Genomic DNA, 14,667 nt, shown 5'->3' with positions numbered 1-14,667 from the left:
AGTACAGTAGGATAGCTGCGCGCTTATCCTTCAGTACGCTTTTTTCTGCACCTTTACCCTCCCGCCATCTTGGCAGGAGGTTTTTTTATGCAAAAGCGAAGGACGCTTGCTTAGATGCGACAGGCATAAGGTAAAGATGCGAAGTGGCGTTCTTTGCCACACTGCAGCTTTAACTTATGACCCGAGCAAATCGAACGGCGAAGGGTTCGATTTGCCGTATTTCTGCGGTTTTGGCAGAAATTAAGGCATGCTTATAGCGTCCGGAGCTAGATGATGCAAAAATTGTAGACGCTAAATAATGAAAAAGGAGGAGTTCTCATGACTGAAAAAGCAAACATTCTTGACGAACAGGCTATATCCCGGGCGGTGACTAGAATTGCCCATGAAATCATCGAAAAAAATAAAGGAATCGATGAGTGCATCCTAGTTGGCATTAAAACGAGGGGAGCCGTACTAGCGGAGCGACTCGCTGAGAAGATTGAGCAAATCGAAGGAAAACCGATACGGACAGGTGAGCTAGATATTACACTGTACAGAGATGATCTTCGACTGAAGCATGATGATCAGGAACCTTTAGTCCACCAAGTCGACATCCAACACGATGTGACGGAAATGAAAGTGATTCTTGTCGATGATGTCCTTTACACAGGCCGAACGGTGAGAGCGGCGATGGATGCTGTCATCGATCTTGGAAGACCCGCTGCGATTCAGCTTGCGGTACTTGTTGACAGAGGGCACCGTGAATTGCCAATTCGCCCGGATTTCGTTGGGAAAAACATTCCAACATCGAGTGAAGAACGGGTAGTCGTCAACGTAATTGAAGAGGATGGAACGGATAGCGTAGCCATTCATACGAAATAACAAATCCGATAGGGACAGGTGAAAGAAATGAATAATGACAACAAAGTATTAGACGTACTCGATAAACCAGCTCCGGGTAGATGGCTTGCCCTTAGTTTGCAGCATATGTTTGCAATGTTCGGAGCGACAATTCTTGTACCGCAACTAGTCGGTTTAAGCCCGGCAATCGCCTTATTAACAAGCGGGCTTGCGACGATCATCTTCGTCCTTGTCACTCAATTTAAAGTTCCAGCATATTTAGGATCATCATTCGCTTTCATTGCGCCAATTCAAGTTGCGACAAGCTCGGGAGGCATTGGAAGTGCAATGATCGGTAGCATGTTTGTCGCTCTCGTATATGCCATTGTATCGTTAGTAATTTGGAAGACTGGCTCCGGTTGGATTATGAAATACCTTCCTCCAATCGTTGTAGGACCGGTCATCATGGTTATCGGATTAGCGTTAGCACCGACGGCAGTGAGCATGGCGAGTACGATCCAAGTGGATGGCGTATCGCAATATAATTTACTTCATTTCTCAGCCGCTATTGTAACATTGGCATCGGCAATCATCTGCCTCATGTTCTTCAGAGGAGTGGTTAGCCTAATGCCGGTTCTCATTGGAATAATCGTTGGTTACATTTACTCGGCAGCAATCGGAATATTAGACTTCACAAAAGTACATGAAGCTGCTTGGTTTGAAATACCGGAATTTCTGATTCCTGGAATAGACTATGAGTTTGCCCTTACTCCTACGTTACTTGCAATAATGGTTCCAATTTCAATCGTGACGATTTCGGAACATATCGGACACCAACTTGTGCTCGGTCGCGTCGTTAATAAAGATTTTATTAAAGATCCAGGACTGAACCGGTCGCTTTTAGGAGATGGACTCGGAACACTGCTTAGTGGATTCCTTGGAGGTCCACCGAAAACGACTTACGGTGAAAACATCGGAGTCATGGCAATCACACGTGTATATAGCGTCTATGTCATCATTGGCGCAGCAGTATTCGCGATATTGTTCTCCTTCATCGGGAAGCTTATGGCCGTTATTGCAACAATCCCTCAAGCGGTGCTTGGCGGAATATCAATATTGTTGTTCGGAATCATCGCTTCATCCGGACTGAGAATGCTCGTCGATCACAAAGTCGATTTTGGGCAACAACGGAATCTCGTCATTGCTTCAGTCATTCTCGTTATCGGAATTGGTGGAGCCTCCATCCATGTTAGTGATACGTTCCAAGTAGGGGGAATGGCGCTAGCCGCAATCGTCGGTGTACTCCTCAACATAATACTACCGGGCAGAACGAATGATAGCTTAGCAGGTAGTCCAACAGAATAGAAAGACCTTTTAACATTGTACAGAGAGACAAGGAAAGGTTCGGTTGACGAACAGTCATTCATTACGGATGATGATTGTTTAGTCATATACAACTGGCCTTCCAATTAATGGGAAGGTCAGTTTTTTTACCTAAATGAAAGGGGATTTCCAATATGAAAAACCTAGTATCAATGCAAGATCTATCGATTGATGAAATCTCAATTATTCTGGAACGTGCGGAAATGTTAAAGCGATTCGGAATCCGCGAGCTGCCGAAAAAGTATTTTGTTAGCAATCTGTTCTTCGAGCCAAGTACACGAACAAAGATGAGTTTTGAAATGGCAGAGCGAAAGTTAGGTCTTGAAACGATTCCGTTTGATGCAGGTTTTTCAAGTGCACTAAAAGGTGAAAGTTTGTACGATACGCTTCGAACGCTTGAAGAGATTGGGTTGGATGCAGTCGTTATTAGACACCCGGAAGAGCGGTACTACGAAGGGCTGATTGGGAAAACGAATATGGCGATTATTAATGGGGGAGATGGTTCAGGACAACATCCTTCACAATCATTGCTCGATCTATTCACGATAAAAGAAGAATTTGGCCGTTTCCATGGACTCAATGTCCTCATTGCAGGTGATATCGCGCATAGCAGAGTCGCGAAATCAAACGCAGCTGCCCTTACGAAATTAGGTGCAAATGTTACGTTCCTAGGCCCTTCTGAGTGGGCGGGAGAATTTCCGTCTGTAAACGATTGGGATGGAATGCTCGACACAAGCGACGTAATTATGCTCCTCAGAGTTCAAAATGAAAGACATGATGGCACAACGAAATTCACGAAAGAAGAGTACCATGAAAGATTTGGACTGACTGTTGAACGGGAAAGAAAAATGAAGCCCGGATCAATTATCATGCATCCCGCCCCGGTAAACAGGGATGTGGAAATAGCGGGCAGTCTAGTTGAATGTGAACGTTCAAGGATTTACAAACAAGTTGAAAATGGCGTATATATTCGTGCAGCGATCTTGGAAACGGTTTTACATAAGGAGGAATCAGCATGGGAAAACTCATCAAAAGTGCATACGTATTAAATGACGAAGGTGAAATGGTGTTGACGGATGTTCGGACTGCAGGAGAAAAGATAATAGAAATTGGCCCTAATCTAAATGTCGGAAACTCGGAGATTATTGACGGAACAGGACTATTGTTGGCACCTGGTTTCATTGATGTCCACGTCCATTTGCGTGAACCAGGCGGGGAGCATAAAGAGACGATTGAAACAGGAACGCTCGCAGCAGCTAAAGGCGGTTATACAACAATTTGCGCGATGCCGAACACGAGACCGGTGCCTGATACGAAAGAAAACTTATCACATGTCAATAAATTGATTGCCGACAAAGCGCATATACGTGTTCTTCCTTACGCTTCGATCACGATTAGGGAAGCAGGTAAAGAACGGACAAATTTGAAAGAATTGAAAGAGAACGGGGCTTTTGCGTTTACAGATGACGGCGTCGGTGTCCAGCAAGCGGGAATGATGTATGAGGCTATGCAGGACGCGGCAGAGATCGGCATGCCGATAGTCGCGCATTGTGAAGATAATACATTAATATACGGTGGCGCAATGCATGAAGGAAAGCGGAATAAGGAGCTTGGACTTCCGGGTATTCCTTCTATTTCGGAGTCGGTTCATATCGCACGCGATATTCTTCTCGCGGAAGCGGCGGGCGCCCATTATCATGTTTGCCATGTCAGCACGAAAGAATCGGTTCGAGTTATCCGAGATGCAAAAAAAGCGGGGATTCATGTAACAGCTGAAGTGAGCCCGCATCACCTTCTTTTATCCGAAAATGACATTCCCGGAGACGATGCAGATTGGAAGATGAACCCGCCATTGCGTGGATCGGATGATTTACAGGCGTTACGAGAAGGTTTGCTTGACGGTACATTGGATTTCATCGCAACAGATCATGCTCCTCACACAGCAGAAGAGAAAAGTGCAGGATTTGAAAAAGCACCTTTTGGAATAACAGGTCTCGAAACGGCATTCCCTCTACTTTACACACATTTTGTGAAAGAAGGAACATGGACGTTAAAGCAACTAATTGATTGGATGACTCAAAAACCTGCTGATGTATTCGGGCTTCCTTATGGAAAAATTGAAGTCGGGGCGCAAGCAGACCTTGTCCTACTTGATTTGAATAAAGAGCAGACAATTGATCGGAACACGTTTTTGTCGAAAGGGAAAAATACACCATTTGATGGCTGGACATGTGTTGGCTGGCCTGTCACAACAATTTACGGCGGAAACATCGTCTGGAAGGATGGTCAAATGCGATGAAAAGATATTTAGTATTAGAAGATGGAACGGTCTTTAAAGGGAGAGCATTCGGCTCACCTAAAGCATCTATCGGTGAATTAGTATTTACAACGGGTATGACGGGGTACCAAGAAACGATTTCTAATCCATCAGGCTTCGGTCAAATTGTCGTCATGACATATCCGCTTATCGGCAATTATGGCATTAACCGTGATGACTATGAATCGGTCGAGCCGGTCATCCATGGCCTTGTTGTAAGGGAATATAGCGACGAGCCATCCAATTTCCGGAGCATGATGACACTCGGAAATCTACTTGAGGTAAAAGGAATTCCAGGAATTGAAGGAATTGATACCCGGAAGTTGACGAGGCTTCTACGTGAAAAAGGTACGTTGAGAGGGAAATTGACAGCGGCCGGTGAAGAGGTGGATATGGTGAAATCTCTAGAAACTTTAGAAAGTTATAGTTCACATACTAATTGTGTCGCTCTTGTTTCAACGAAAAAGGCATATCCAAGCCCCGGGAGAGGTAAACGTGTTGTCGTTATCGATTACGGCTTAAAACATAGCTTGCTTCGCGAACTGAATAAATACGATTATGACGTTATCGTCGTACCGTTTACTACTACAAAGGAAGAAATTATGTCTTTGTCGCCAGACGGAATACTTCTTTCAAGCGGACCAGGAAACCCTGAAGACGTGGAAGGTGCTGTCGTGACAATAAAGCAATTGTTAGGAAAAGCACCGATTTTCGGCATCGGTCTCGGACACCAGCTTCTCGCTTTAGCTTATGGGGCAAAAATTATCAAAATGAAAATAGGTCATAACGGCGGAAACTATCCGGTAAAAGATCTTCTGACAGGGCGGACGGAGTTGACTTCTCAAAGCCATCGGTACACTGTCGAAGAAGCTTCATTAGAAAATACGGGGCTTGAAATAACACATCGTGCACTGAATGACGGTTCGGTTGAAGGAATTAGAAATGTGGCGGATGAAACGTTTTCTGTCCAATTTCATCCCGAAGCCTCTCCAGGACCTGAAGATGCTAGTCATCTATTCGACCGATTTGCCAACTTAATGAATGCAAGCAACAGGAAGGGGAATTAAGATGCCTAAACGTCAAGATATTGAAACAATCTTAGTAATTGGATCCGGTCCGATTGTCATCGGTCAGGCGGCCGAATTTGACTACGCGGGAACACAAGCTTGCCTATCATTGAAGGAAGAAGGGTATCGGGTCATCCTTATTAACTCAAATCCTGCGACAATAATGACCGATACGGAAATTGCGGACAAAGTTTATATTGAGCCACTGTCACTCGAATTCGTAAGTCGCATTATTCGGAAGGAGCGACCTGATGCTCTCCTTCCGACATTAGGCGGTCAAACTGGATTAAATATGGCGATTGAGCTTCAAGAATCCGGCATCTTAGATGAACTGGAAATCGAAATACTTGGAACAAAACTTGATGCAATCCATAAAGCGGAAGACCGAGATTTGTTCCGTTCATTAATGAATGAACTAGGCGAGCCTGTTCCTGAGAGCGATATCATCCATAATTTAGATGAGGCACGGGCGTTCGTACAACGAATTGGCTATCCGGTCATCGTCCGTCCAGCTTTCACACTTGGCGGGACTGGGGGAGGCATTTGCTACAACGATCATGATCTCGATGAAATTGTAACGAGCGGCTTGAAATATAGTCCTGTTAAACAATGCTTACTTGAAAAATCAATTGCCGGTTTCAAGGAAATTGAATATGAAGTAATGCGTGACTCAGCCGATAATGCAATTGTCGTTTGTAATATGGAAAATGTCGATGCAGTAGGTATTCATACGGGAGACTCCATCGTTACAGCACCGTGCCAAACGTTGACAGATCGTGAAAACCAAATGCTACGAAATGTTTCATTGAAACTCATTAGGGCTTTGAAAATCGAAGGCGGCTGTAATGTTCAGCTTGCGTTGGATCCCCATAGTTTCAATTATTATATTATCGAAGTAAATCCGCGTGTCAGCCGTTCGTCTGCATTAGCTTCGAAAGCGACAGGATACCCAATAGCAAAATTGGCAGCCAAAATTGCTGTTGGCCTCACTCTCGATGAAATGATGAACCCGGTAACGGGTACAACGTATGCTTGCTTTGAACCGACACTCGATTATGTTGTCACAAAAATCCCTCGTTGGCCATTCGATAAGTTTGAATCGGCGAACCGTAACTTAGGGACGCAAATGAAAGCAACTGGCGAAGTAATGGCGATTGGCAGGACGTTTGAGGAATCGATTTTGAAAGCTGTCCGCTCACTTGAAACTGGCCAATTCGGTTTAGCTTTGAAGCAGACAGAGAGCCTAACTGACGAATGGATTAAAAAACGGGTTCGTCGTGCGGGAGATGAGCGATTATTTTTCATCGGAGAAGCATTGCGTAGAGGAGTTTCAATTGAAACATTGAAAGAATGGAGTCAAATTGACTTATTCTTCCTCCGTAAGTTTGAAAAGATCGTCCAATTTGAGAAAATAATTGCATCGAATCGTTTCGATGTGAAAACCCTTTACGAAGCGAAGCGAATGGGCTTTTCAGACGTGACAATTGCACAACTTTGGAATGACGATGAGACGTCCATCTACAATTTCAGAAAAGAACATGGCATTATACCGGTCTATAAAAAAGTGGATACATGTGCTGCAGAATATGAATCCGATACGCCTTACTTCTACGGCACATACGAAGAAGAGAATGAATCGATTAAAACTGAAAAGAAAAGTGTTGTTGTCCTAGGTTCAGGACCTATTCGAATCGGCCAAGGGGTGGAATTCGACTATGCGACAGTCCACTCTGTATGGGCAATCCAGCAGGCGGGATACGAAGCAATCATTATTAACAACAATCCTGAAACAGTATCCACGGATTTCTCCATTTCGGATAAACTGTATTTCGAACCACTTACGATTGAAGACGTCATGCACATTATCGATTTGGAACAACCAGAAGGGGTTATCGTTCAATTCGGTGGTCAGACGGCGATAAATTTAGCAGCAGGATTAGAAGCGCGCGGAGTGAAAATCTTAGGAACGACTCTTGAAGATATCGACAGGGCCGAAAATAGGGATAAATTCGAACGTGCATTACATGAGATCGGCATACCGCAACCGCTTGGTAAAACTGCAATGTCCGTCACAGAAGCTGTAGCAATCGCGAACGAAATTGGCTATCCAGTTCTCGTCAGACCTTCTTATGTATTGGGCGGACGCGCGATGGAAATCGTCTATCAGGAAACTGAGCTCCTTCATTATATGGAACATGCAGTTGATGCGAGTCCGGAGCACCCTGTACTGATTGACAGATACTTGACTGGGACAGAAATCGAAGTTGACGCCATTTGCGACGGTCAAAATGTAGTAATTCCAGGAATTATGGAGCATATCGAACGGGCTGGCGTCCATTCAGGCGACTCAATTGCAGTATATCCTCCACAAAACTTGTCATCCGACATGTTGAAAACAATTGTGGACTATACAGAACGATTAGCAATCGGTTTGAAAATTAAAGGACTGCTTAATATCCAATTCGTCATCTCTGAAGGTCAAGTATATGTCATTGAGGTAAACCCTCGGTCAAGTCGTACTGTACCATTTTTAAGTAAAATTACGAATATCCCGATGGCGAATGTCGCTACGAAGGCGATATTAGGTGAGTCCATCATCGAGCAAGGATATGCAAATGGCCTTGCGTCAGCACCAGCAGGCGTCTATGTGAAAGTGCCCGTATTCTCTTTCGCAAAGCTACGACGGGTCGATATTACATTAGGGCCGGAAATGAAATCGACAGGCGAAGTTATGGGTAAGGACATGACACTGGAAAAAGCATTGTATAAAGGGCTTGTTGCTGCAGGAATGAAAATTAAAGAGTATGGATCAGTCCTCATGACCGTTTCTGATAAAGATAAGGAAGAAATTGTCGACCTTGCAAAACGGTTTACGAATATCGGCTATCGGATCCTTGCAACAGAAGGAACGGCAAAGGCATTGGATGCAGCTGGTATAGAAGTGAAGACTGTCGGAAAAATCGGCTCAAATGGACCAACATTAATTGATGTCATTCAAAAAGGCAACGCACAACTCGTCATTAACACGTTAACAAAAGGAAAAATGCCGGAACGTGACGGCTTCCGAATTCGACGTGAAGCAGTTGAGAACGGCATTCCGTGCTTAACGTCAATCGATACAGCTGATGCGATGCTCCGCGTCATCGAGTCGATGACTTTCCAAACGGAAGAAATGCCAAAACAGCAGGTGAACCTATGATTATACAAGATCGTATGAAAGTAATCAGACAACAGAAAATAGCCCACAATATTTTCGAAATGAAACTGTCAGGCAAGCTGGTAGGGGAAATTACATCCCCTGGCCAGTTTGTCCACATACGTGTATCGGATTCATTCGAGCCATTATTAAGAAGACCGATTTCTATCGCTTCTATAAATAGGGAAGAAAACGAACTGACAATTATTTATCGTGCAGAAGGCCGTGGTACTCAGCTACTTTCCATGAAGAAAGAAGGAGATGAACTGGATGTGCTCGGTCCGTTAGGGAATGGCTTTCCTGTAGATGCAACGGCTGCTGGTGAAACTGCGATACTTATCGGTGGAGGGATCGGGGTACCGCCTTTATACGAATTATCAAAGCAACTAACTGCCAACGGGGTTACGTGCATCCATGTACTCGGCTTCCAGACAGCTGAAGTGGTGTTTTATGAAGAAGAGTTTAAGCAATTGGGTGACACGTATATCGCAACTGTAGACGGTTCGAAAGGAACACCGGGCTTTGTAACCAATGTGATGGAAACGATTGGAGATGGATTTGCAACATTTTATAGTTGCGGCCCGATGCCGATGTTGAATGCCGTTCAAACAGCTTATGCCGGTAAAAAAGGCTTCCTTTCATTCGAAGAGAGGATGGGCTGCGGCATTGGTGCTTGCTTTGCGTGTGTATGTAAAACGACGAATAAAACGGATAAAGAGTACATCAAAGTTTGTTCAGATGGACCGGTATTTCCAGCAGGGGTGGTGTCGATATGAATAGATTGGCAGTTGAATTGCCTGGATTACAATTGAAAAACCCGATTATGCCAGCATCCGGTTGTTTCGGATTCGGCAAGGAATATGGGAATTTGTATGACTTGTCACTGTTAGGGGCCATTATGATCAAAGCAACCACTTTGGAGACTCGCTTCGGTAATCCAACTCCTCGGGTCGCGGAAACGGCTTCCGGCATGCTGAACGCCATCGGTTTGCAAAATCCCGGTTTACAAGGCGTCATGGAAAATGAATTGCCTTGGTTGGAACAATTTGACGTGCCGATCATCGCGAACGTTGCTGGAACAGAAACTGCTGACTATGTCGAAGTGGCAAAAACGATTTCCACCGCTCCGAATGTGAAAGCGTTAGAATTAAACATCTCATGTCCGAACGTGAAGTGCGGCGGCATCACATTCGGTACGAACCCACAGCAAGCGCATGATTTGACAGCCGCTGTTAAAGAGGTATCTGAAGTGCCGGTGTACGTCAAGCTGTCACCAAATGTTACAGACATTAAAGAAATTGCGAAAGCGGTTGAAGCTGGCGGAGCAGATGGCATTACGATGATCAACACGCTTGTCGGCATGAGGCTCGATCAAAGAACAGGAAAACCAATCATTGCAAATATTACAGGTGGATTGTCCGGCCCGGCCGTTAAGCCGGTTGCGATTAAAATGGTGTATGAAGTGAGTCAAGTCGTTCAAATTCCGATTATCGGCATGGGTGGCGTTTCCGAAACTGCAGATGTTATCGATTTCCTATCGGCAGGTGCAAGTGCGGTCGCAGTCGGGACAGCAAATTTCGTAGATCCATTCATCTGTCCTAAAATCATCGAAGAACTTCCAGCAAAATTGGATGAACTTGGTGTTGGCCATATTTCAGAGCTCGTAGGAAGGAGCTACCGGTAATGAAAACATCTCCGATTATTGCGTTAGACTTTGAATCATCACAAAAGGTGTTCGATTTTCTACAACCATTCGAAAGCGACGTCAATGTAAAAGTCGGCATGCAGCTGTATTACAAAGAAGGACCTGCAATCGTAGCGAAGTTGAAAGAGCGCGGGTTTGGTATCTTTTTGGACTTGAAACTGCATGATATCCCGAATACAGTTATGTCGGCTATGGAAGTGTTGGCGAGTTTCGGAGTGGACTTGGTGAATGTTCATGCGGCTGGTGGAAAGACAATGATGGAAGCCGCACTTGAAGGACTTGATAAAGGGACGCCTGCTGGGATGAAGCGTCCTTCAATTATCGGTGTGACCCAATTAACTTCTACAGATGAGCAGCAAATTAGGGACGAACAGCTTATACAAACTTCGCTTCAAGAATCGGTCCTTCATTATGCGAAACTTACGAAGTCTGCCGGATTGGATGGAGTCGTTTGCTCCGTACATGAGGCGGCGATTATCTCAGAAGTTTGCGGACCGGAATTTTTGAAAGTTACTCCCGGAATTCGTCTTCCAGAGAGCGGAACGCACGACCAGAAAAGAATCGCAACGCCCGAGGAAGCAAGACAAGAAGGATCGACGCATATCGTAGTCGGCAGGGCGATAACAGCGGCAACGGATCCTCTCGCTGCTTATGCACATATTAACGAACGATGGAAAGGGGTAAAGTGAAATGGGTAAAAAAGAAATTGCTGAAATTCTATTGAATGTTGGGGCAGTAGAACTGAGTCCAGAAGACCCATTCACATGGGCATCAGGAATTCAATCCCCAATCTATTGTGATAATCGATTGACGATGTCAGATCCGGTAGGACGCAAACAAATTGCGGAAGGACTCGCCGGGTTAATTAAAACACATTATCCTGAAACAACGCTTATTGCAGGAACGGCAACAGCGGGAATTCCTCATGCTGCATGGGTGGCGGACATTCTTGGCTTGCCGATGGTATATATCCGTTCAAAAGCGAAAGGACACGGTCGAAGCCGTCAGATTGAGGGAAAAGTGAATCCTGAAGATAAAGCGATTATCATTGAGGATTTAATTTCCACAGGAGGTAGCAGTCTGAATGCTGTCGAAGCGCTTCGTTCCGAAGAAATCGATGTTTTAGGTGTCGTCTCAATCTTTACATATGAGCTAGAAAGTGCGGATAAAGCATTTGCCGAAGCAAACCTGTCCTATAAGAGCTTAACGAATTTCGGAGCACTCGCAGAAGCGGCGATTGAGAGCGGTGCGGTTTCGAACGAGTCAATGGATGGCTTACTGGAGTGGCATACGAAATTGAAAGCTGGTTTATTAGCTTAAATAAGAGAATAAAAAGGATTGCCATCTTTAATTGATGGCAATCCTTTTTTCACTTCCTTAACTTCCGAACAACATCCTCATCAGGCGTTACAAACAACGTCCTCTGCTCAAAGTAAATAACAAAACCTGGTTTTGAACCATTCGGCTTTTTCACATGACGAATTTCCGTAAAATCGACCGGAACAGCTGACGAACCTCTCGCCTTACTGAAATATGCCGAAAGAATCGCAGCTTCCTCAATCGTCTGCTCATCGGGATTCGCATCATGGATAACGACGTGCGATCCAGGTATATCTTTCGTATGAAGCCATACATGATCTCGTGCCGCAATTTTGAATGTCAAATAATCATTCTGTTTATTATTTTTCCCGACCGAAATCGGAATGCCGGATGATGACATATACGACTCGGGAGAAGGCTTTTTCGGCTTCTGTTTTTTCCTTCCTTTTCTCGCTCGCATCAATCCTGACTCCGCTAATTCCTCACGAATTTCATCGATATCTTCAGGAGAAGCTTGCATGACCTGCTGTTTAATCATCTCGAAATAATCGATATCCTCTTTCGCTTTCTCCAACTGGTCCGCAATCATAATCAATGCATTTTTCGCCTTCGTATAGCGTGAATAATAACGCTGTGCATTTTCGATTGGCGTTTTCCTCGGATCGAGCGGGATCGTGACCGTCGTACCTTCTTCGTAATAGTTATCGACGACCGCTTCCGTATCCCCTTTATCGATCGCGTAGCTATTAGCTGTGAGCAGCTCACCGTATAATTGGAATGTATCCAGTTTTTCGGCAGCTGTCTGTTCCTTGCCGAGCTTTTCCATCTTTAATTTCAATTTCGCAATCTCATTATCGAGCCAGCGCTCTAAGTCGGCTGCCTGGGACTTCACCCGTTCCCGTTCTGCTCGAGCGAAATAGACCTTGTCAAGTAGCTCCCCGAGTGTTTCAAACGTCGCGACTACATGATCTGCATACGTTAACGATGTCGCTGAAAAAATGGTTTTATTCCCAACCTCGGCAATGGTTGGTGTTTGCTTTTCGCCTTTGAATGAAGAAAGGAATGCCTTGAATACGCTATACGCATCACTTTCAGCAGTTTCATTCAATCGATAGAGAAGCTCCGTTCCGTGTATCGGGGAAAAACCTGAAAGTTTGCCGACTACCTGTTTGGCATTCTCCCATTCTGGCAATAATGCTAGGAACTCCTTTTCATCCAACTCAAAAGGATCTAGTTTCTCTTGAGGTGGGGCAGGGACATATAGTTGTCCAGGTAAAACTGTACGATAGCTATTCACGGAAGGCGGTAAATGTTTTATACTATCGATGATCATATTGCGCTCAGGATCGATGAGCAGCAAGTTGCTATGCCTTCCCATAACTTCTACAATTAATCGACGATGAATATCATCTCCGATTTCATCTTTTGCACGAATATCGAATGAGATGATCCGATCATTCCCTGATTGAGTAATGGATTCAATCATCCCGCCTTCAAGATGTTTGCGTAACACCATACAAAACATCGGAGGTTCCGCAGGGTTCGTAATCGTTTCATCCGACAATTGGACACGGGAATACGATGGGTGAGTGGATATAAGAAGTCTATGATTGATTCTGCCTGCACGCACTAATAGAACGACTTCTTGCGTGTTAGGCTGATGGATTTTTGAAATTCGGCCGTCTTTAATTTGTTGCAGCTCTTCGACCATTGCTGCCGTGAATAAACCGTCAAATGCCATGATGATTCCTCTTTCAAACGTTTTGTACCATTTTAGCACTCTCTCGGTGCGATATGTTATAATATGATAAGATTGTTTGCTAAGATGAATGGAACAACTAAAGCTAGAGAATACATAAGAAGAGGGATTATATGTACAAACAACGAGGACTGCTCATTGTCCTGTCCGGGCCATCCGGTGTCGGAAAAGGGACCGTCAGAAAAGAGCTTTTTCAACAACCTGATACGAACTACGAATACTCGATATCGATGACGACGAGAAGCCCCCGTGAAGGTGAACAGGACGGTGTCGATTATTTCTTTAGGACTCGCAATGAGTTTGAACAAATGATGAAAGAAGGAAAGTTATTGGAGTACGCCGAGTATGTCGGCAATTATTACGGTACTCCATTAGATTATGTGAACGAGACATTGGACGCCGGAAGGGACGTATTCCTGGAAATCGAAGTTGTTGGCGCTGCCCAAGTTCGTGAAAAAGTTCCTGATGCTTTATTCATTTTCCTTGCACCGCCGAGTCTGTCCGAACTTGAAGATCGTTTAATCGGCAGAGGGACGGAAGAAGCGGATGTCATTGCAAGTAGAGTAACGAAAGCACGCGAAGAGCTTGAAATGATGAACTTGTATGACTACGTAGTTGAAAATGATGAAGTATCTAAAGCTTGTGATCGCATTAACGCCATCGTTACCGCTGAGCATTGCCGCCGCGAACGTGTGGAAAAAAGATATTTACTTATGTTGGAAGGGGAATAAAATATGTTATATCCATCCGTAGACTCATTAAAGGATAAAATTGACTCGAAATACACACTCGTTACACTTGCTGCTAAGCGCGCCCGTGAAATGCAGGAAAGTGAAAATATGTTGCTTCAAACATATACTTCACATAAGTACGTCGGAAAAGCTTTAGAAGAAGTTGCTGCCGGAGCATTAACAAAACAAGTACAGGATGCTTCAATCGTGTACGAAGACGAAGTATGATGGACATTTTTTAAGCATTTGAATAAGTTTGCATACTCCCTTAGAAATAGATGTTCTTTGGGAGTTTGTCATTTTTAAAAGCATTCACGTTGTCAATCGTCCGATTTTGGACATGCATTACATATGACGTTAACGAAGAGAA

13 protein-coding genes are annotated in these 14,667 nt (G+C 44.4%); 12 read left to right on the top strand and 1 reads right to left on the bottom strand.

The genetic code is table 11. The annotated features are described in order from the left end of the window. The first annotated feature begins 318 nt into the window (after window positions 1-318). From pyrR to pyrE, 10 genes are all read left to right on the top strand, one after another. Window positions 319-861, top strand: a complete 543-nt coding sequence (gene pyrR, locus QM454_RS15340) for a bifunctional pyr operon transcriptional regulator/uracil phosphoribosyltransferase PyrR (RefSeq protein ID WP_432359456.1) — start codon at window positions 319-321, stop codon at window positions 859-861. A gap of 27 nt (window positions 862-888) precedes the next feature. Continuing rightward, on the top strand, window positions 889-2,184 hold the full coding sequence (locus tag QM454_RS15335) for a solute carrier family 23 protein (protein WP_432359455.1): 1,296 nt from the start codon (window positions 889-891) through the stop codon (window positions 2,182-2,184). Window positions 2,185-2,336: 152 nt separating this feature from the next. Beyond that, window positions 2,337-3,251: an aspartate carbamoyltransferase catalytic subunit gene (locus QM454_RS15330; RefSeq protein WP_432359453.1), complete on the top strand. Its 915-nt coding sequence runs from the start codon at window positions 2,337-2,339 to the stop codon at window positions 3,249-3,251. Further along, window positions 3,218-4,501 (top strand): dihydroorotase, encoded by a 1,284-nt coding sequence (locus QM454_RS15325; RefSeq protein WP_432359451.1) that lies wholly within the window; start codon window positions 3,218-3,220, stop codon window positions 4,499-4,501. Before QM454_RS15330 ends, QM454_RS15325 begins: the two co-directional genes overlap by 34 nt. Next, complete coding sequence (locus QM454_RS15320) at window positions 4,498-5,586, top strand: carbamoyl phosphate synthase small subunit (RefSeq protein WP_432359449.1); 1,089 nt, start codon at window positions 4,498-4,500, stop codon at window positions 5,584-5,586. Before QM454_RS15325 ends, QM454_RS15320 begins: the two co-directional genes overlap by 4 nt. 1 nt (window position 5,587) lies before the next feature. Next, window positions 5,588-8,785 (top strand): carbamoyl-phosphate synthase large subunit, encoded by a 3,198-nt coding sequence (gene carB, locus QM454_RS15315; RefSeq protein WP_432359448.1) that lies wholly within the window; start codon window positions 5,588-5,590, stop codon window positions 8,783-8,785. Continuing rightward, window positions 8,782-9,558 (top strand): dihydroorotate dehydrogenase electron transfer subunit, encoded by a 777-nt coding sequence (locus QM454_RS15310; RefSeq protein WP_432359446.1) that lies wholly within the window; start codon window positions 8,782-8,784, stop codon window positions 9,556-9,558. Before carB ends, QM454_RS15310 begins: the two co-directional genes overlap by 4 nt. Beyond that, entirely contained in the window at window positions 9,555-10,466 is a 912-nt protein-coding gene (locus QM454_RS15305; protein ID WP_432359444.1) for a dihydroorotate dehydrogenase, read from the top strand. Before QM454_RS15310 ends, QM454_RS15305 begins: the two co-directional genes overlap by 4 nt. Then, window positions 10,466-11,176 (top strand): orotidine-5'-phosphate decarboxylase, encoded by a 711-nt coding sequence (gene pyrF, locus QM454_RS15300; protein ID WP_432359442.1) that lies wholly within the window; start codon window positions 10,466-10,468, stop codon window positions 11,174-11,176. Before QM454_RS15305 ends, pyrF begins: the two co-directional genes overlap by 1 nt. A gap of 1 nt (window position 11,177) precedes the next feature. Next, window positions 11,178-11,807: an orotate phosphoribosyltransferase gene (gene pyrE / locus QM454_RS15295; protein WP_432359440.1), complete on the top strand. Its 630-nt coding sequence runs from the start codon at window positions 11,178-11,180 to the stop codon at window positions 11,805-11,807. A gap of 49 nt (window positions 11,808-11,856) precedes the next feature. On the opposite strand, the gene QM454_RS15290 is transcribed toward pyrE, so the two are convergent. Beyond that, the gene (locus QM454_RS15290) at window positions 11,857-13,548 is read right to left on the bottom strand and encodes an Rqc2 family fibronectin-binding protein (protein ID WP_432359439.1); all 1,692 of its coding nucleotides are present in this window, start codon (window positions 13,546-13,548) and stop codon (window positions 11,857-11,859) included. 131 nt (window positions 13,549-13,679) lie between these two features. On the opposite strand from QM454_RS15290, the gene gmk reads away from it, so the two are divergent. Continuing rightward, complete coding sequence (gene gmk / locus QM454_RS15285) at window positions 13,680-14,297, top strand: guanylate kinase (RefSeq protein ID WP_432359437.1); 618 nt, start codon at window positions 13,680-13,682, stop codon at window positions 14,295-14,297. A 3-nt stretch (window positions 14,298-14,300) separates the two neighbouring features. After that, window positions 14,301-14,525 carry a DNA-directed RNA polymerase subunit omega gene (rpoZ, locus tag QM454_RS15280; RefSeq protein ID WP_432359435.1) on the top strand — a complete coding sequence of 75 codons (225 nt, stop codon included), beginning with the start codon at window positions 14,301-14,303 and terminating at the stop codon, window positions 14,523-14,525. The last annotated feature ends 142 nt before the right edge of the window (window positions 14,526-14,667 follow it).

It is taken from the genome of Sporosarcina sp. UB5, assembly GCF_050859005.1.
Taxonomy (GTDB): domain Bacteria; phylum Bacillota; class Bacilli; order Bacillales_A; family Planococcaceae; genus Sporosarcina.
Note: the sequence above shows the minus strand (reverse complement) of the source record. Positions and strands in the feature narration are given on the sequence as shown.